The sequence below is a fragment of the Pseudonocardia sp. N23 genome (genome assembly GCF_002583555.1).
GTDB lineage: Bacteria > Actinomycetota > Actinomycetes > Mycobacteriales > Pseudonocardiaceae > Pseudonocardia.
This window is the reverse complement of the sequence record NZ_BEGX01000128.1, coordinates 157,220-173,810: the sequence shown is the minus strand read 5'-3', so window position 1 is coordinate 173,810 and position 16,591 is coordinate 157,220. Positions and strand designations below refer to the sequence as shown.

General features: G+C 73.5%; 17 protein-coding genes and 1 pseudogene. 9 read left to right on the top strand and 9 right to left on the bottom strand.

Annotation, left to right across the window (positions count from 1 at the left end):
• Nucleotides 1-93: 93 nt before the first annotated feature.
• Entirely contained in the window at nucleotides 94-984 is an 891-nt protein-coding gene (locus TOK_RS28915; RefSeq protein WP_098961153.1) for a LysR family transcriptional regulator, read from the top strand.
• Nucleotides 985-996: 12 nt separating this feature from the next.
• Here the strand turns inward: TOK_RS28915 and TOK_RS28910 are convergent, their stop codons facing one another.
• On the bottom strand, nucleotides 997-1,728 hold the full coding sequence (locus TOK_RS28910; RefSeq protein WP_098961152.1) for a TetR/AcrR family transcriptional regulator C-terminal domain-containing protein: 732 nt from the start codon (nucleotides 1,726-1,728) through the stop codon (nucleotides 997-999).
• Between the two features lie 180 nt (nucleotides 1,729-1,908).
• Between TOK_RS28910 and TOK_RS28905 the strand changes: the two genes are divergently transcribed.
• The 3 genes from TOK_RS28905 (at nucleotide 1,909) to TOK_RS28895 (ending at nucleotide 3,369) form a co-directional block, all read left to right on the top strand.
• Nucleotides 1,909-2,109 (top strand): cold-shock protein, encoded by a 201-nt coding sequence (locus tag TOK_RS28905; protein ID WP_098961151.1) that lies wholly within the window; start codon nucleotides 1,909-1,911, stop codon nucleotides 2,107-2,109.
• Nucleotides 2,110-2,153: 44 nt separating this feature from the next.
• The gene (locus tag TOK_RS28900) at nucleotides 2,154-3,101 is read left to right on the top strand and encodes an acyl-CoA desaturase (RefSeq protein WP_098961150.1); all 948 of its coding nucleotides are present in this window, start codon (nucleotides 2,154-2,156) and stop codon (nucleotides 3,099-3,101) included.
• Nucleotides 3,102-3,165: 64 nt separating this feature from the next.
• Nucleotides 3,166-3,369 (top strand): cold-shock protein, encoded by a 204-nt coding sequence (locus TOK_RS28895; RefSeq protein ID WP_098961149.1) that lies wholly within the window; start codon nucleotides 3,166-3,168, stop codon nucleotides 3,367-3,369.
• A gap of 93 nt (nucleotides 3,370-3,462) precedes the next feature.
• Here TOK_RS28895 and TOK_RS28890 read toward each other — a convergent pair whose 3' ends face one another.
• The 5 genes and pseudogenes from TOK_RS28890 to tsaA all read right to left on the bottom strand — a co-directional run bounded on the left by TOK_RS28890 (nucleotide 3,463) and on the right by tsaA (nucleotide 6,469).
• The gene (locus TOK_RS28890; RefSeq protein ID WP_216362135.1) at nucleotides 3,463-3,627 is read right to left on the bottom strand and encodes a hypothetical protein; all 165 of its coding nucleotides are present in this window, start codon (nucleotides 3,625-3,627) and stop codon (nucleotides 3,463-3,465) included.
• Between the two features lie 17 nt (nucleotides 3,628-3,644).
• Nucleotides 3,645-3,836: pseudogene (locus TOK_RS34555) on the bottom strand (hypothetical protein); the annotation flags it as partial.
• A gap of 233 nt (nucleotides 3,837-4,069) precedes the next feature.
• Entirely contained in the window at nucleotides 4,070-4,999 is a 930-nt protein-coding gene (locus TOK_RS28885; RefSeq protein ID WP_098961148.1) for a DMT family transporter, read from the bottom strand.
• On the bottom strand, nucleotides 4,996-5,970 hold the full coding sequence (locus TOK_RS28880) for a DMT family transporter (protein ID WP_098961147.1): 975 nt from the start codon (nucleotides 5,968-5,970) through the stop codon (nucleotides 4,996-4,998). The genes TOK_RS28885 and TOK_RS28880 overlap by 4 nt, the downstream gene beginning before the upstream one ends.
• A 91-nt stretch (nucleotides 5,971-6,061) precedes the next feature.
• The gene (gene tsaA, locus TOK_RS28875; RefSeq protein ID WP_098961146.1) at nucleotides 6,062-6,469 is read right to left on the bottom strand and encodes a tRNA (N6-threonylcarbamoyladenosine(37)-N6)-methyltransferase TrmO; all 408 of its coding nucleotides are present in this window, start codon (nucleotides 6,467-6,469) and stop codon (nucleotides 6,062-6,064) included.
• 122 nt (nucleotides 6,470-6,591) lie between these two features.
• Between tsaA and TOK_RS28870 the strand changes: the two genes are divergently transcribed.
• The 3 genes from TOK_RS28870 (at nucleotide 6,592) to TOK_RS28860 (ending at nucleotide 8,860) form a co-directional block, all read left to right on the top strand.
• On the top strand, nucleotides 6,592-6,777 hold the full coding sequence (locus TOK_RS28870) for a hypothetical protein (RefSeq protein ID WP_098961145.1): 186 nt from the start codon (nucleotides 6,592-6,594) through the stop codon (nucleotides 6,775-6,777).
• Nucleotides 6,778-7,503: 726 nt separating this feature from the next.
• Nucleotides 7,504-7,740: a hypothetical protein gene (locus TOK_RS28865; RefSeq protein ID WP_098961144.1), complete on the top strand. Its 237-nt coding sequence runs from the start codon at nucleotides 7,504-7,506 to the stop codon at nucleotides 7,738-7,740.
• Between the two features lie 307 nt (nucleotides 7,741-8,047).
• Nucleotides 8,048-8,860, top strand: a complete 813-nt coding sequence (locus TOK_RS28860) for a diguanylate cyclase (RefSeq protein ID WP_253258707.1) — start codon at nucleotides 8,048-8,050, stop codon at nucleotides 8,858-8,860.
• 37 nt (nucleotides 8,861-8,897) lie between these two features.
• Here TOK_RS28860 and TOK_RS28855 read toward each other — a convergent pair whose 3' ends face one another.
• Nucleotides 8,898-11,789, bottom strand: a complete 2,892-nt coding sequence (locus tag TOK_RS28855) for a BTAD domain-containing putative transcriptional regulator (protein WP_098961142.1) — start codon at nucleotides 11,787-11,789, stop codon at nucleotides 8,898-8,900.
• A gap of 208 nt (nucleotides 11,790-11,997) precedes the next feature.
• On the opposite strand from TOK_RS28855, the gene TOK_RS28850 reads away from it, so the two are divergent.
• Entirely contained in the window at nucleotides 11,998-12,816 is an 819-nt protein-coding gene (locus TOK_RS28850; RefSeq protein ID WP_098961141.1) for a PrsW family intramembrane metalloprotease, read from the top strand.
• Between the two features lie 208 nt (nucleotides 12,817-13,024).
• On the opposite strand, the gene TOK_RS28845 is transcribed toward TOK_RS28850, so the two are convergent.
• Entirely contained in the window at nucleotides 13,025-13,726 is a 702-nt protein-coding gene (locus tag TOK_RS28845) for a metalloregulator ArsR/SmtB family transcription factor (RefSeq protein ID WP_253258706.1), read from the bottom strand.
• Nucleotides 13,727-13,822: 96 nt separating this feature from the next.
• Between TOK_RS28845 and TOK_RS28840 the strand changes: the two genes are divergently transcribed.
• Nucleotides 13,823-15,190, top strand: a complete 1,368-nt coding sequence (locus TOK_RS28840) for a DNA-binding protein (protein ID WP_098961140.1) — start codon at nucleotides 13,823-13,825, stop codon at nucleotides 15,188-15,190.
• A gap of 7 nt (nucleotides 15,191-15,197) precedes the next feature.
• On the opposite strand, the gene TOK_RS28835 is transcribed toward TOK_RS28840, so the two are convergent.
• On the bottom strand, nucleotides 15,198-16,520 hold the full coding sequence (locus TOK_RS28835; RefSeq protein WP_098961139.1) for an acyl-CoA dehydrogenase family protein: 1,323 nt from the start codon (nucleotides 16,518-16,520) through the stop codon (nucleotides 15,198-15,200).
• Nucleotides 16,521-16,591: the final 71 nt, after the last annotated feature.

The window sequence follows — 16,591 nt, the reverse complement described above, 5'->3', positions numbered from 1 at the left end:
GGGTCGCGACGACGGTAGGGGCCTGCGGTGATCGGCTCCAACTCTTTGTTCGGATCAATTGATCGGAACTCGTTATTACTGGATGCTCGCCGGATGGACCGTTTCGGGCTGCAGTGCTTCGTCGCGCTCGCCGAGGAGCTGCACTTCCACCGGGCCGCCGAGCGCTGCCACATCAGCCAGCCGGCGATGAGCCAGCAGATCGCCCGGCTCGAACGCGAGCTCGACGTCCGCCTCGCCCATCGCAGCAAGCGCTCCGTTGCGCTGACCACGGCGGGGGAGGTCTTCCTCGAACAGGCCCGCCGGACGATCCGGCAGATGGACCTGTCGGTCTCGCTGGCCCGGCGCACCGACCGCGGTGAGATCGGCCAGCTGACGGTCGGGGTCACCTCGCCGGCCCTCTACGTGATGTACCCGGAGGTCGCGGTCGCGTTCCGGCGACGGCTGCCCGGTGTCGGGCTCGTCGTGCGGGAGCTGACCACGGCCGAGCAGGAACGGGCCCTGCGCATCGGCGACATCGAGGTCGGGCTCGTCCATCCGCCGCTCGACGACCCGGCCTTCGCGACGGAGGTGGTGGCGCGCCCGCCGTTCCACATGGCCCTGCCGGCCGGCCACCGGCTCGCCGAGGGCGCCGACCTCGAGCTCGCCGACCTGGCCCGCGAGGGGCTCGTGCTCTTCCCGCGCCAGATCGCACCGCAGCTCTACGACACGATCGTCCGGCTGTGCCAGGACGCCGGGTTCAGCCCGACGATCGCCATGGAGGCGCACCCGGCCCAGTCGATCATCGCCCTGGTCAGCGCAGGTGTGGGCATCGGGTTCATCGCGTCGGCGGCGCAACGGCTGCCGCGCGACGGGGTGGTCTACCGGCCGTTGCGGGGTCCGCGCCCGCAGCTGAGCCTCGGGGTGGCCTACCACCCGGACGGGCGACCACCTGCGGTCGAGGCCTTCCTGGACGCGGCCCGTGCCGCCGGTCGCGAGGTGCGCTGACGGCGACGACGCTCAGACGCTCGCGGCGAGCTCCTGGCGCAGCCCCGCGAGCAGGATGTCGAGGCCCTCGTCGAGCTCGGCGCGGCCGTCGAAGGTGGCCAGCTCGTGGGCCAGCGCACGCAGCCGCGGGAAGTCCTTGACGGGCAGCCGGTGCAGGCCGAGGCGGAGCAGGTCGTCGCTCTCGTCGGGGTCGGCCACCTGCTCCTGCACCTCGTTGAGGATGTGACCGTGCAGGAAGCCCATCACCAGCCGGTAGCCGTGCAGGGCGCCCTTCGGGTCGAACCCGGCCCCGACGAGGAGCTCGACGATGGCCTCCAGCGGGCGCAGCGTGCCGAGCGGGCGCAGCCCGAGCGGGGTGGCCAGCGGGCGGGTGACGAGCAACGGGACGGCGTGCGGGTGGGCGAGCGCGACGTCGCGGAAGCTGTGCGCGCAGCGGCGCAACACGTGCTCCCAGTCGGCCGAGTCGCCGGCCGACGGCACCTCCAGCTCGGAGAGGACGAGCTCGACCACCCCGTCGAGCAGCTGTTCCTTGCTGTCGGCGAACCGGTAGATGCGCATCGGGTCCCGGCCCAGCGCACGGCCGAGCCCACGCATCGACAAGGACTCGACGCCGTGCTCGTCGATCATCCGGAGGGCCTCGGTCAGAACCGTCCGACGGTCGAGCGCTGCTCTGCGGCGGGTGCGTCCGGGCTCGCGACCGCCCCGCGGGGTGCCGCCGGCCCCCGCCGTCCGGTCGACCGTCATCGGTGCCCTTCCCGCCGTTCCGCCCGTGTCCGATCACCGTAGGTCCGACTTGACAGCGTGGCGCTACGGCGTAGCGTCTACAGCGTAGCGCTACACCCGTCGACGAGTACCGGTCCGACGCCCGCCATCCTGGCGGAGCGCGAACTGCACCCGCTCGGCGTTTCACCACAGGAGGTCGGCATGGTCGACGGCACCGTGACCTGGTTCGACTCCCGGCGTGGCGTCGGTGTGATCACCCTGGACGACGGGACGGAGGTCCCGGTCGCCGGATCACAGATCGACGGTGGCGGCGTCCAGAGCCTGCGTCCGAACGACCGGGTGGCGTTCACCCTGGTCGACGGCCCCGAGGGGCCTCGGGCCGCGGAGGTCTGGGCACCCTGACCGGCACGTCGCCTGCTTTCCGAGTTCGAGGAGAAACCTCCACCGTGTCAACTGTGACCGCGCCGGCCCCCGCCGGCAGCGGCCCGAAACCGATACTCGACGGGCGCCGCCCCCACGGCGACGTCGCCCTCGTGTACGTCGCAGTCACCATCCCGATGCTCGGCGTCCTCGCCGCCGTCCCGCTCGCCTGGGGATGGGGGCTGACCTGGACCGACATCGGCATCGCCGCGGGGTTCTACCTCGTGTCGGCGCTCGGTGTGACGGTCGGCTTCCACCGGCTGTTCACCCACCGCTCGTTCAACGCCAACCGCCCGTTGCGTGTCGCGCTCGCCGTGGCCGGCAGCCTCGCGCTGCAGGGGGACGTCCTCACCTGGGTGTCCGACCACCGTCGCCACCACGCGTTCTCCGACAAGGAGGGCGATCCGCACTCCCCGTGGCGGTTCGGCACCTCACCTGCCGCGCTCGTGCGTGGCCTGTGGTGGTCCCACGTGGGCTGGCTGTTCGAGCCGGCTCGTACCAACGCCGACCGGTTCGCTCCCGACCTCGTCGCCGACCGTGACATCATGTGGGTCAGCCGTCGCTTCGGGCTGCTGACGCTCGTCAGTCTGCTGATGCCGGCGCTGCTCGGAGGTCTGATCAGCATGACGTGGTGGGGCGCGCTCACCGCATTCGTGTGGGCCGGCCTCGCCCGGGTGGCGGTCCTGCATCACGTGACGTGGTCGATCAACTCGATCTGTCACGTCCTGGGTGACCGTCCGTTCGTCAGTCGCGACCGTTCGACCAACGTGTGGCCACTTGCGATCCTTTCCATGGGCGAGTCCTGGCACAATCTCCACCACGCCGACCCGACGTGCGCCAGACACGGTGTGCGTCGGGGCCAGATCGACATATCGGCGCGCGTGATCTGGATGTTCGAGAAGCTCCGCTGGGCCGACTCGGTCCGTTGGCCCACCCCGGTGCGCCTGGAACGGCTCGCTCGCTCCACCGCATGACCCCGGTCCTCGTAGGAGGATCGGTGAGAAACCCGTTAGAAGATCACAGTTCAGGAGAAGTTAGATGGCACAGGGCACCGTGAAGTGGTTCAACGGCGAGAAGGGCTTCGGCTTCATCGCCCAGGACGGGGGCGGCGCCGACGTGTTCGTGCACTACTCCGAGATCGACGGCAGCGGCTTCCGTAACCTCGAAGAGGGCCAGCGCGTCGAGTTCGAGATCGGCCAGGGCCAGAAGGGCCCGCAGGCCCAGGGCGTTCGCGCCATCTGAGGCAACCCCTCTCGTACACAGGAGACCCGGCCCCGTCAGGGGCCGGGTCTCCTGGCGTTCCGGGCCCTTCAGCGGGTCACGGGTGCACGCGCGTCACAGGCGCAGCCGCGAACGGCGGCGGCCGTGGAGGCCCGGCACCAGCGCCACGCCCAGCGCGGCGACGAGCACCCGGACGAGCAGTTCCATCCAGTCGATCCCGGCGGTGCCGGCCGGGTTGCCGACCGCCCGCGGCCACCACTTCGGAGTGACCGACGCCATGGACTACCCGAAAGGACAGGTAGTCCGTCGGCCGGCCAGCGGCGGACCGCCTCGGTGAACGCGTCCTGGACCGCGTCCTCGGCGAGGTCGATGTCGCCGAGGACACGGATCAGGATCGCGACCGCGCGGCCGTACTCTCGGGTGAAGACGGCCGCGACGTCGGCCTCGGTCGGGGTGCCAGGAGCCGGGGTGAGCCCCGCGGTGAAGATCCACACGCCTGCGGTGCGCATGTCGGTGTCGAGCCGGTCGAGCTCGGTCATGATCGGGCCGAGGACCTCCGGCGGCGGGGGCGGTCCGTCGGGCTGCTGGATCGCGAGCACGTACCGCGGCGTCGCCGGCTCCTTCGGCTCGGGTGCGGAGGCTCGGGATGGGCTGTCACCACCTACACGCGGCCCGCGATCGACAGGTCCGCGCAAGGCTGTCGCGGACAAGCGTTCCCGCGTCACGTTCTCGCGGGCAGGTCGGCCGCCGGCCGGGCGCGCGTCAGCACCACACCGGTCAGGATCAGCGCCCCACCCGCCAGCTGGAACGGACCCGGCAGCTCGTCCAGCAGCAGCCACGTCACGACCGTCGACGCCACCACCTCCAGCAACGCGACGAGTGAGCCGCGGGTCGCGCCGATACGCGACACGGCACCCACCCCGGCCAGGTAGGCCAGCAGCGCGCAGACCAACGCCAGCGCGGCCGCGGGCAGCAGCCACCCGACGTCGGCACCACCGAGGAGGACCGGCCCCGTCGGCGGCACCGACACGACGATCGGGACGATCCCCAGCAGCCCGCACGCCACGACGACGAGTGTCCCGATCACCATGCCGACACCGGTCAGCACCAGCGGCGGTGTCCGCGCCCCCGCCCGGTCGACCACCAGGAAGTACGACGCCCAGCACACCGCGCCGAACAGGCCCCACGCGACGCCGCGCCAGTCGAGCGCCCCCGCCGACCACACCTGCAGCACCATCAGCAGCCCGACGACGGCGAGCAGTGCGCCGGCCACCGTCATCCGCGACGGCGGCTGCCTGCGCACCACCCACACCCAGACGATCACCAGTACCGGGCCCAGGTACTCCAGCAGCAAGGCGACCGCGACCGGCACGTACTGCATCGCCGAGAAGTAGGCGACCTGCACCCCCGCGACGGCCAGCGCGCCGTAGAGCAGCAGCGCCGGCCCGTCGGCCCGCAGCGCCGCCAGCACCCCCGGCCGGACCACGGCGAGCACGACGACCAGAACCACCGCCGCCCCGCCGATGCGCACCAGAACCGCACCCGCCGACGACCAGCCCGCGTCGATCAGCGCCTTCGCGACCGGTCCCGCGACCCCGAACGACGCCGCCGAGACGAACCCCAGGGCGAGGCCCGTCGTCGTCGGGCTCATCCGGGCGCTCGCTCGTCGTGCGGGGCGGGGTCGACGATCGGCGGCAGGTCCGCCGGTGCCACCGCCGTCGGTCCCGAACGGGTCAGCACGATGCCGAGCAGGATCAGCGCCCCACCCGCGAGCTGCCACGGTCCCGGGAGCTCGCTCAGCAGCAGCCACGACGCGAGGGTCGACACGACGACCTCCAGCAGTGCCACGAGCGAGCCACGCGCGGCGCCGATCCTCTCGATCGCCGCGACGCCGGTGAGGTAGGCGACGACCGTCGACACCAGGACGAGCAGCGCCGCGGCGACCGGCCACCCCACGTCGGCGCCCGCCAGCACCACCGGACCGGCCGTCGGCGCGGTCACGACGATCGGCAGCACCCCCGCCAGGCCCAGCACGACGACGACGGCGGTGCCGATCGTCATCCCGACCCCCGCGAGCACCGTCGGCGGCGTCTCCGTGGCCCGGTCGGCCAGCAGGAAGTACGAGGCCTGGCACGCCGCGGCGGCCAGGCCCCACGCGATCCCCGCCGGGTCGAGCGCGCCACCCGACCACACCTGCACGACGAGCAGCAGGCCCACGATGGCGACGAGGCCGCCGAGGATCGTCCGCCGCCCCGGTGGCTGCCGGCGCACCACCCACACCCAGGCGATGACCAGTACCGGGCCCAGATACTCCAGCAGCAGCGCGACGCTCACCGGCAGGTAACGGATGGCGTTGAAGAACGCGACCTGCACACCCGCGACCGCCAGCGCCCCGTAGACCACCAGCGCCGGACCGTCGGCGCGCAGGGCGGCCAGCACCCCCGGCCGGGTCACGGCGAGCAGTGCCAGCAGCACCGCCGCCGCGCCGCCGATGCGCACGAGCACCGCTCCTGACGACGACCAACCCGCGTCGATCAGCGACTTGGCGAACGGCCCGGACAGCCCGAACGCGATCGCCGAGGCGACGGCGAACCCGAGTCCGGAGGAGGTGCGCGTGGTCACGGGGTCGGCCCGGCCGGTGCAGCAAGAAATTTCATGACCCGACGAGCTTGCCATCCGGGACCGACGATGTCCCTCGGACTCGTCGGACGTCTCAGCGTTCTCCGGTCAGCACGGGCTTGACGTCGAGGACCGGGGTGCCGTCGACGGCTTCGAGGTCGCCGACCCGGATGCGGCCCGGCTCGACGGCGGTGACCGTGACGCGGTGCAGGCCGATGGGGTTGGGGCGGTCCGCGGACCGGGTGGCGAAGACACCGCGCAGGGGCGCGGCGGGGTCGTCGCGCGGGTGGACGACGAGGGTGTCGCGGTCGGCGCGGTGCAGCCAGGTGAGCAGCAGGACCTCGGTGTCGGTGGACAGGTCGCGGGTGGCCTCGCGGTACTCGTCGCCGAACACGATCCACGCCTCGGCGCCGCCCTCGTCGCCCTGCTTGGGGGCTGTGGCCGGGTCGATGATCGTCGACGACACGTACCCGACGACGACGAGGTGCGGGTCCGCGGTCATGTGGCGACCGTAGGGCAGCGGTGCGGCGGGAGGGGACCGGCTCGATCGGGTGGGTGTCGCGACACGCCACACGATCGAGGGGTGGGCGGTGACGCGCGAGCCGCTGACCTCGTTGAACCGTCATGGGTGAACCGGAGGACATGCGGGGGAGCGTCGCCGGTGGCGCGCACATCCCGATCAACTCGAGGCCCGGCACGGGGGCGGCGGTCGATCTCGGCTGTCGCTGCCCGGTGCTCGTCAACGGCCCGGCGACGCCGTCCGCGGAGCTGCTCGTCGCGCCCGACTGCGGGATCCACGCCGTCGGCTGACCCCGGCGCGGGAGGTGACCGGACCGGCGGGAGGTCGCCGGGGCCGGCCGCGCAGACCCCCCCGACCGCCCACCGGCCCCGGCGTGCGGTGATCCTCCCGGGGGTGCGGCGGGTCCGCGACCCGAGCCGGGAGGCGGCTGCCGGACCGGCCGGCGAACGGCAAGTGAACGCCCGGTCCAACGGGGGGTCTGCGGAGTCGGCGCCGACCGCGTTGTCCCACCCCGCGGCGGCGGCACGCAGCAGCCGGCGGTGGACGCGGCGCGCCAGCGGGTCGGGGTCGCGCCGGCGCAGGTCGGCGACGAGCACGTCGTGGACCAGGTCGTGCGGCACGAGCCCGCGAACGGCGGTTCGACGCCTGCGGGCAGCTCGACGGCCTGGCGGAACAGCTCCAGCTCGCGCCGTCTGCCGACGAACGCACCCCGGCCGCGCGGTGGCCACCCGTCCGGCGACCGTCGCGCGGCTCGGGGTCGCACGCCGTTCCGGCACCGGTCGGGCGCTGGCGACGGGCCGGTGGGTCGGAGAGAGCCGAATGGTCCGGGTGGGGGCTGCCCCCGTCGGAGACGGGGGACCGCTCCGCGGGGTGGGGGGCCGGCACGGTCGCTCCGACCTGCGCAAACGGGCAAAGTTCTGTTCACCGGAGCAACGGCCCGGACAGCGGGAACAACCCGAGACAACCGGAACGACCCGAGACAACCGGAACGACCCGAGACGGAAACGAGGCCCGAAATGTTCAAGAGCCAGTGTCACAGCAAGGACAGCAAGTGGGATCGCGACGACAGCGACTGGGGTGGCTATGGCCACAAGGAGGAGAAGAACTGCTGGGAGCCTCGTGAGAAGTACGAGGAGTGCTACGACAAGAAGAACGACTGCGACGACTACGACAAGTGGGACTGCGACGACAAGTACTCGAAGTGCGACGACGACAAGTACGGCTGCGACGACAGCTACGACTACTCCAGCTGACCGGTCCGCACGGCCCGAGAGCGCGCACAAGCGGTGATCCGCCGGTGCGCGCTCTCGTCCGTTCGGGGGCGACCTGCTGCACACGTGCCAGCCGATCGGGTTACAGTGCCCAACGATGGCCACGGGATCGCACAGTGGCGCGTCACTGCAGGTGGCGCCGCCTCTGCAGCCGACCCGGAGCTTCGACACGGCGTGTGCACGGGTGATCGACTATCTGTGTGCGGCGATCCCGATGGGTGCATGGGCCGTCACACGTGTGGTGGATGGCCGGCAGCTCGTCCTCACTGTGCGTGGCGACTCCTACGATGTGACTGACGGCACGTCGCTGCCGTTCAGCGAGTCGATGTGCCGCACGATGGTCGCGGGCCACGCCCCCCGGATCGCGCCGGACGTCGGTGACGTCCCCGCCTACGCGAGCATCGCGGCGGCGCTCCCGTTCGACATCAGCGCCTACGTCGGCACCCCCATCGTCTGGCCCGACGGGTCGCTGTTCGGCACGGTGTGCGGGTTCGACCCGGCCACGCAGCCCGACAGCCTGCGCGCCCACATACCGCTGCTCGACCTGCTGTCGAGCCTGCTGTCGTCGGTCCTCGAGGCCGACCTGGGGGCGACGTCGGCGGCGCGGGCCGCGGAGATCGCCCGACGGGAGGCCGACGTCGACCCGCTCACGGGCCTGCTCAACCGCCGCGGCTGGAACCGCTTCCTCACGCAGGAGGAGCACCGGTTCCGCCGGTTCGGCGACTCGGCGAGCGTCGTCTGCATCGACCTCGACAACCTCAAGGCCGTCAACGACACCTGGGGCCACGACGCCGGCGACGAGTACATCCTGCGGGCCGCGCGGGCGTTGGCGTCGACGGTGCGCTCCGGCGACGTCCTGGCCCGCCTCGGTGGCGACGAGTTCGGCGTGATCGCCGTGGGCTGCACCCCGGAGCAGGGGGCCGACCTGGTGGTGCGGGCCTCGCGGGCGCTCGCCGACGCGGGGGTGTCGGGCTCGTTCGGGCACGCCCCGTACGGCATCGTCGCCGGTTTCCCGGGTGCCTGGCGGGCCGCCGACGAGGCCATGTACGAGCAGAAACGTCGCCGCCGGGGTGGCCCGCCGCGGCCTCACCGGCCGATCTAGCGAACAGCGCTGCGCGCTGCCGCGCGCCAGACCGGGCTCAGCCGCAGCGCGCGCCGCACCCGGGCCGTCGTCCCCGTCGCTCCCGAGGCCGTCCCACGTCGGCCAGCGTGAGCCGGGCGCCCTCGGCCCGGGCCCGGTCGGCGTCCCCGCCGGACAGCGATGCCGCGGCCCGGTCGAGCAGCGGCCCGCTCCCGTCGACGGCGGGCCAGCGCAGCCCGTTGCGCAACGCGTGGGCGCGCGCCGCCGCGAACAGCCGGACGGCCTCGTGGTGGTCGCCGGCCATCGCGGCCAGCACCGCGCGGAGCTCCAGCGCGACGGGCCCGTCCGACGTGCCGAGGGCGAGCCTGTGCCCGATCATCCGGTCCGACCACTCCAGGCCGGTCGCGACGTCGCCCGCGCGGATCGCCGCGATCACCCCGATCCCCGAGACCAGCAGGGCGACGTGCAGGTTCCCGAGCATCACCGCCCGCTCGTGCAGCTCCCCGGGGTCCACCCCCGTGAGATCGCCCGCGCTGCCGGCGGCCATGGCGTCGCAGGTGTCGGCGAGCAGCCGCAGGTCGGGATCGTCGGCGGCAGCCGCCGCGGCGGCCACCCGGGCCCCGACCTCACGTCCCCGATCGGCGGCGTCGGCGACGAACAGCGAGTGCGCGAGCAACATGGCGGCCTCGGCGACGACACGGCTCGTCCCGGCTCCCGTGTCGTCGAGCAGCGCGAACGCGCGATCCAGGTGCGGCTCGGCGAGATCGACGCGGTCGGCCGCCGCGAGGTGGTGGGCGAGGGTGAGTCGCACCAGCGCCGCCGGGAGCGGATCGGCGACGTCCTCGAGGCCGAGCGCGCGCTCGGCCCAGGTCCGGCCCTCGATGCCCTTGCTCCGGAAGTACCAGTAGGGCCCGAGCCGGGCGACGAGCTCCACCCCGGCAGGGCCGGGAGAGTCGACGAGCAGGTGCTGCAGGGTCGCGCGCAACGTCGGCAGGTCGTCGTCGAGGGCGTCGAACCAGGCCGACTCGGCGGCGTGGCCCAGCCGCGGCTTCGTGCGGACCGCCTCGCAGACCCAGTCGTCGCGCCGTTCCCGCGCGGCGACGCCATCGCCGGCGGCGTGGGCGGCGTGCCCGCGGACGGTCGCGAGCTGGCTGAACCGTGACGGGCCCCCGGGCCGGTCCGGACCCAGCGGGACCAGCAGGGAGCGGTGCACGAGCCGGGCCATGACGTCGCGCACGTCGGCACGCGCACCACCGGTGACGGCGTGCGCCGCCGCCACGGTGAACGGCCCCGGCAGCACCGACACGGACCGGTGCACGGCGGCCTCGTCGGCCGGGAGCATCGCGTAGCTCTGCTCGATCGCGGCGCGGACCGTCCGGTGATGGTCGCTGCCGCGGCCGATGCGGGCCAGCGAGCTGGGGTCCGTTCTGACCTGGTGGGCGATCTCGTCGAGGCTGAACGCGCGCACCCGTGCGGCGGCCAGCTCGAGGGCGAGCGGCACCCCGTCGACGGCCCCCGCGATCGTGACGGCCTGGCCGATCACCCCGAGGTCGGCGACGTCCGCGCCCGCCGCCGCGAGCCGGTCCAGCAGCAACGACACCGCGGGAGAACCTGTGACGTCGTCGTCGCCGGTGGGCAGGGGCAGCGGCCCGACCGGGTGGACGTGCTCGCCCCAGATCTCCAGCGCCTCCCGGCTGGTGGCGAGGACCGCCGGGCCACCCGGGACGTCGAGCCAGTCCTCGACCAGCTCGGCGACCGGGTCGAGGACCTGCTCGCAGTTGTCGAGGACGAGCAGCAGCCGCCGCGCCCGCACGACCGCGGCCAGGGCGTCGCGCGGGTTGTCGGAGACCTCCGCGGCGAGGCCCAGCGTCGTCGAGACCGCGGAGAGGAGCTGGTCGGCGTCGGTCGCCGCGGTGAGGTCCACGAAGTAGACGCCGCCGTCGAAGGCCGGCGTGGCTGCCCGGGCCACCTCGATCGCCAGCCGTGTCTTGCCGCACCCCGCGGCGCCGACGAGCGTGACCAGCGGTGTCGTCGTGACCAGTGTGGACAGCGCCGCCAGCTCGTCGGTGCGGCCGACGATCGGCGACACCCGGTGCGGCAGCCGGACCTCGGCGGGTCCCGCCGCCGCCTCCGCCTCGGCCGCCCGCGGCGCCGGGAGCCGCGCCGGCCCGGCGCCGTCGCGCAGGATCCGGGTCTGCAGGTCGCGCAGCTGCGGCCCCGGCTCGATGCCGAGCTCCTCGGCGAGCAGGTCCCGGACCTGCCGGTACGTCGTGAGCGCCTCGTCGGCCCGGCCCAGCTGGTACTGCGCGAGCATCCGCAGCGCCCACAGCGGCTCCCGCAGCGGGTTGTCGGCGACGGCCGTCTCCAGCTCCAGCAGCGCCCGGTCGGGGGCCCCGGTCGTCAGCAGCGCCTCGACGTGCAGCTCCCGCACCTGGTCGCGCTGCTCCTGGAGGCGCGCGACGGCGGCGGCGGCCCACTCCTCGTCGGACAGCGGCGCGAACGGGCGGCCCCGCCACAGCGCGAGCGCCTCCTCGGCGCGGTCGCGGGCCTGCGCCGCCCGCCCGTCGGCGAGCAGGGCACGCGCGTCGTCGGCGAGCCGCGCGAACCGCAGTGAGTCGACCGACCCGGGATTGACGACGAGCCGGTACCCGCCGGTCTCGTGCAGCAGCACCTCCGACGGCGCCCCACGGCTGCGTCCCGGCTCGAGGGCCTTGCGCAGCCGCCAGACGTGCGAGTCCAGCGTCGACGGCGACCGCGGTACGTCGCCCCACATCGCCGCCATCAGCGCGGGGGATCCGACGTGCCGGCCGGCGTCGATGAGCAGCAACGACAGTGCAGCCATGAGCCGTCCACCGCCCAGCGGGACAGGCACACCCGCGTGCTCGACCTCCAGTGTGCCGAGGTCGCGGAACCGCAGATCTGCCGACGCCGACGCGTCGCTCGTCACCATCGCCCTCCCGAGCCGGACACCCGACACCAGCGAATCGGGCAGTCCTGCACTCGCACACCGCCGCCCGGGTGTTACGCACCGGCACCGCTGCAGCGCGAGCCGTCACCGGGGGCTTCCCAACCCGACGCGTTGGCGACATCGTTGAAGCGGGGGTGGAGTCGACGGTGCGAGCGTTCTCACAGCACCACTGCAGCGAGGAGGACCACCGATGTCCGCACCCGTCCCCGGCTCCGCCGCCCGACGCCATGGCTGGATCGCCGTGCTCGTCGTGGGCGCGGTCCTGTTCCTCGTGGTCGAACGGACCCTCGTCGCCACGCAGAACCCCAACTTCGTCCCGTCCGCGATCCTGCTGGGCGCGGCGATCGTTCCCGCGGCGTTCATCGCATTCGTCTACGGCCGCCGGCTGCCCTACGACGTCGGCGGTGCCGCCATCGGCCTGTCCGCGCTGTTCGGCGGCATCATCGGCACCGTCGTCGCCGGCACGCTGGAGTTCGACGTCCAAACCGATCTCGGGGTCCTGCCCATGGTCGGCGTCGGGCTCATCGAGGAGGCCAGCAAGCTGCTCGTCCCGCTGGCCGTGCTGCTGTTCGTCGCCCGCTTCCGCACCCGTGCCGACGGGCTGCTCCTCGGCGTGGCCGCAGGCGCCGGGTTCGCAGCCCTGGAGACGATGGGCTACGCGTTCACCACGCTGGTGCAGTCCAAGGGCAGCATCACCGACACCGTCGACGTCCTCATGCTGCGCGGGATCATGAGCCCCGCCGCCCACATGGCATGGACGGGTGTCACCGCCGCCGCGCTGTTCGCCGCCGCCGAGTCGGGCTGGGCGGCGCGCAAGGTCGGGATGTTCGGGGGCGCCTTCGTCGTCGCCGTCGGGCTGCACACCGCGTGGGACAGCTCGCCGAACCTGTTCTGGACCGCCGCGGTCGCCGTCGTCAGCCTCGGGCTGCTGGGTGCGACGGTGCACCGCACGGCCGCCGACACCAGGGCCAGGACCCGGCCCCACGGCGGGCGCGCCCGGATGGCCTGACAGGACCTCGTCGACACGCTGCAGCAGGCCGGTGACAGGGCGGTGCCGCGATGGTGCCGACACCTCCGCCCCCCGACCTCCTCGCCTCGATCCACCGCTACGCGCGGGCGCTCGACGGGATGGGCGTCGGCCGCGGTGACCTCGTCGCCCCGCTCGCGCCGAACCGTCGCGAGGTGCTCGCCGTGGGTAGCTCCCCGGTCCCGGTGGGTCAGCGGTCCTCGAGGTCGGCCACGCACAGCCCCGGTTCGACGAACGGGTGCAGCCCGGTGGCCCGCAGCGGCGCGCCGCAGTCGTCGAGCAGGCCGCGCAGGAGCCCGAGGTGCAGCCCGCACACCACGTCGGGATGCTCGACGGCCACCGCCCGGTAGGGGCAGTCGTGCAGCCGGATGTGGTGCCCGTCGGGGTCGATCTCGGGCTCGAAGCCGAGCTCGGTGAACAGGGCCCCGACGCGGTCGAGGGCCTCGGCGGCCGTCACCGGCCGGTCGCCGGGAGCGAGGGCGTGCGCCGCGGCCATCGCCCGGCCGGCGTCCTCGGCCCGCAGGCGGCCCTCCTCGCCGGTGGCCGCCCAGCTGCCGGCGAGCACCGAGGCGAGCGCCTCGTAGGGGCCGGGCACGGCGGCGACGTGCGCCGCGACGTAGACGGCCCGCGGCCTGCCCCGTCCCGCCGCGGGCGCCGTCTCCTTGCGGGCGAAGCCGGCGTCGCAGAGGACCCCGAGGTGGAAGCGGACGGTGCTCAGGTGCAGGCCGGCGACGTCGGCGAGCTCCCGGACGTCGAGCGGGCGGTCGGCGACGCGCAGCAGGTCGAGGACCCGTACGCGGCTGGGCACGGCCAGCGCCTCGTGCGTCCGGTGCCGCCCCGGGTTCGGGTTCGGCTGCGGGTTCGTCGGCGGGTTCGTCGGCGGGTTCGTCACTGTGGCCCTATCCCGATTTAGAGGACCGTCATAGTCTCAAACACGTGCACGGTCGGGCGGGCACCGGTCCCGTGGTACCGCTGCGGGGAGGTCGCCATGGCTCGCACCGCGCTCGACCACCCGGTCGACCGCTGGACGACGCGGGCGGCCTGGGAGCGGTTCGCCGCGGGCGAGGACGACGTCCGTGGAGTCGCCCCGGCGATCCTCGCGTCCTGGTACCGCTGCCGCGACGTGCACAACGTCGACCCGCGCCACCACCGGCCCACCGGCCCCGCCGACGGTGACACGCCCGGCGACGGCGGCGTCTTCGCCCGCCTCGGCGGGGTCGCAGCGGAGGTCGCCGAGTTCGACGACCGCTGGCTCGCGACCGTCACCGACGGCGCCGGGCGCATCGTCGCGTCCTGGGGTAGCAGTGCTGCCCGGCTGCGCGGTGAGCGTGCCCGGCTCACGCCCTCGTTCGGCTGGGACGAGTCCGCGTCGGGCACCAACGGGATGGGCACCGCCCTGGTGGAGCAGACGCCCGTCTCGGTGCAGGGACCCGAGCACTGGTGCGAGGCACTGCACAGCTGGAGCTGTGCGGGGGTGGCGGTCCGCGACCAGGTCAGCGGCGCTCCCGTCGCGTCGCTGAACGTGTCGGCGTGGTGCGGCGCGGTGCCGGTGCTGCCCGCCGCGGCGGTGGCGGAGCTCGCGGCCATCCGGGCGATCCTGCGTCGTCGTGCCGTGCGTGACGGCGCCGAGGTGGCGGACGCCTTCGCCGCTCGCCCCGGTGCGGACGGCCCGTTGCTCGCCGTCGACACGGCGGGCGGGGTCGTCGCGGCGGGCGAGGTGGCGCACCGCCGGTTCCCGGACGTCCCGGTCGGGGTGCACACCGACCCGTCCGAGCGGTGGCGGCCCGTCGGCGACGGTCTGCGCGCCGTCGTGACCAGGGCCGTCGCCGCGGCCGAGGCGCAGCCCGGGTGGACGGGGTCGGCCGATCTCGGCTCGGCGCTCGGCGGCGCCTCCGAGGTGCTCGGCCTCGTGCCGGTGAGGGTCGGGGGCCGGGTCGTCGGCCTGCTGCTCGGTGCCGGGCCCGGCGACGACACCGCGCCGCGCGTCGCCACCGGGAACGATGTCGCCAGGGTGCCCACACCCGACCGGGTCGCGGCGACCCGTGACGGCAGGATGCTGCTGCTCGCACCCGCCGAGATCCGGTTCGCCGAGGCCGACGGGCACACCGTCTGGCTGGCCACCGACGTCGGCCGGGTCCGGGCGGTCACCCGCGGGATCGACCGCGTCGCCGCCCAGCTCGCGCCCTTCGGGTTCGCCCGGATCCATCGCAGCTACCTCGTGAACGTCGCCCGGATCCGCGAGGTCAACGACAACGGACGCGGTGCATTGACCGTCAGCACGCAGCTGACCCGCAACGAGAGGATCCCGGTCTCCCGGCGCAACGCACTCGTGCTCCGGGAGACCTTCGGGTTCTGAGCGCCGGTCAGGCGACCGGGGCCGCGATCGTGTCGACCGTCTCCATGTCCTTGCCGAACGGCACGAACTCGTTGTCCATGAGCGCACGCGGGTCGAACGACGGGTGCGCCATGATCCCGTGCACGCGGCGGCGCTGCATGCCGAAGTTGCCGCCGTCGTAGATCGGCAGGATCGCCGCCTCACGCAGGTGCTTCTCGAACTCGTGCTTGCGGTCGGCGCTGTTGACCCCGACGACCTGCAGACACTTGTAGACGGCGTCGAAGAGCAGCTCGGTGCAGAACGTCTTGTTCATCGCGCCGATCAGCTCGCCGTGGTAGTCGTGCTGGTCGATGTAGTGCGCCGCCTTCCAGCAGAAGTACCGGCAGGCCTCGATCTTCGCCGCGACGTCGCCGAGCACGTAGCCGACGTACTGGTGGTGGATGATCGGGTGCGGGCCGCCCGCGGTGAAGGTCTTCGCCCACGACAGCGCCGCCTCGTAGGCTGCGCGCGCGACGCCGACGGCCGCGATCCCGGCGACCGGGCCGGACCAGGCGAAGTTGCGGTTGATCAGCAGGTCGCCGTTGCCCTTGGTGCCCTCGACGATGTTCTCGACCGGGACGCGGGCGTTGTCGAAGATGATCTCGGAGTTCGGGGTCAGCCGGTGGCCGAGGGTGTCGATCGTCGAGAACGAGACGCCAGGCGTCCCGCGGTCGACCATGATCGCCGACAGACCCTCGGTGCCGCCCTTCTCGGGGGCGGTGCGCACGACGTAGAGGCTGGTGTTCGCGCCCTGGCCGTCCCAGCCACCGACGTTGCACGGCCAGTACTTGCGGCCGTTGATGACGTAGGCATCGCCGTCGAGCCGGGCGGTGACGCCCATGCCGGCGGGGGCCGGGAGCGGGGTGTCGAAGTTGGCGGTCCCGCCGGGGGAACCGGGCGGCTCGCTCGCGCCGTAGCCGACGATGTACTCCCCGGTCGGGTCCGACGTCGCCGCGCCGAGGACCTCGGACTTCTGCTTCTCGGTGCCCCAGTACCAGATCGGCAGCAGCCCGAGGCCGTTGACGAGAACGGTGCAGGCGAAGCCGGGGTCGACCGCGCAGATCTCCTCCGCGGCGATGATCAGGTCGACGTTGGACAGTCCGCCGCCGCCGTACTCCTTGGGGATCATGCAGAACGCGATGCCCGCCTTGTACGCCTCGACGTAGGCGGGCTTCGTGTGCTGGAAGGCCTTCAGCGGGTCGGGCTCGCGGTCGGCCTCCCGCACGATCGGCGAGAGCACGCCCTCGGCGAAGTCACGCGCGCTGTGCTGGAGCTGCTTCTGGTCGCTGGTCAGGGTGAAGTCGATCGCCATGCCGGCCTCCTCGGGTGTCCGCCCCGGCAGTCTTCGACCGGGCGGACGTCCTCGGAAGCGGCCGCGCACGA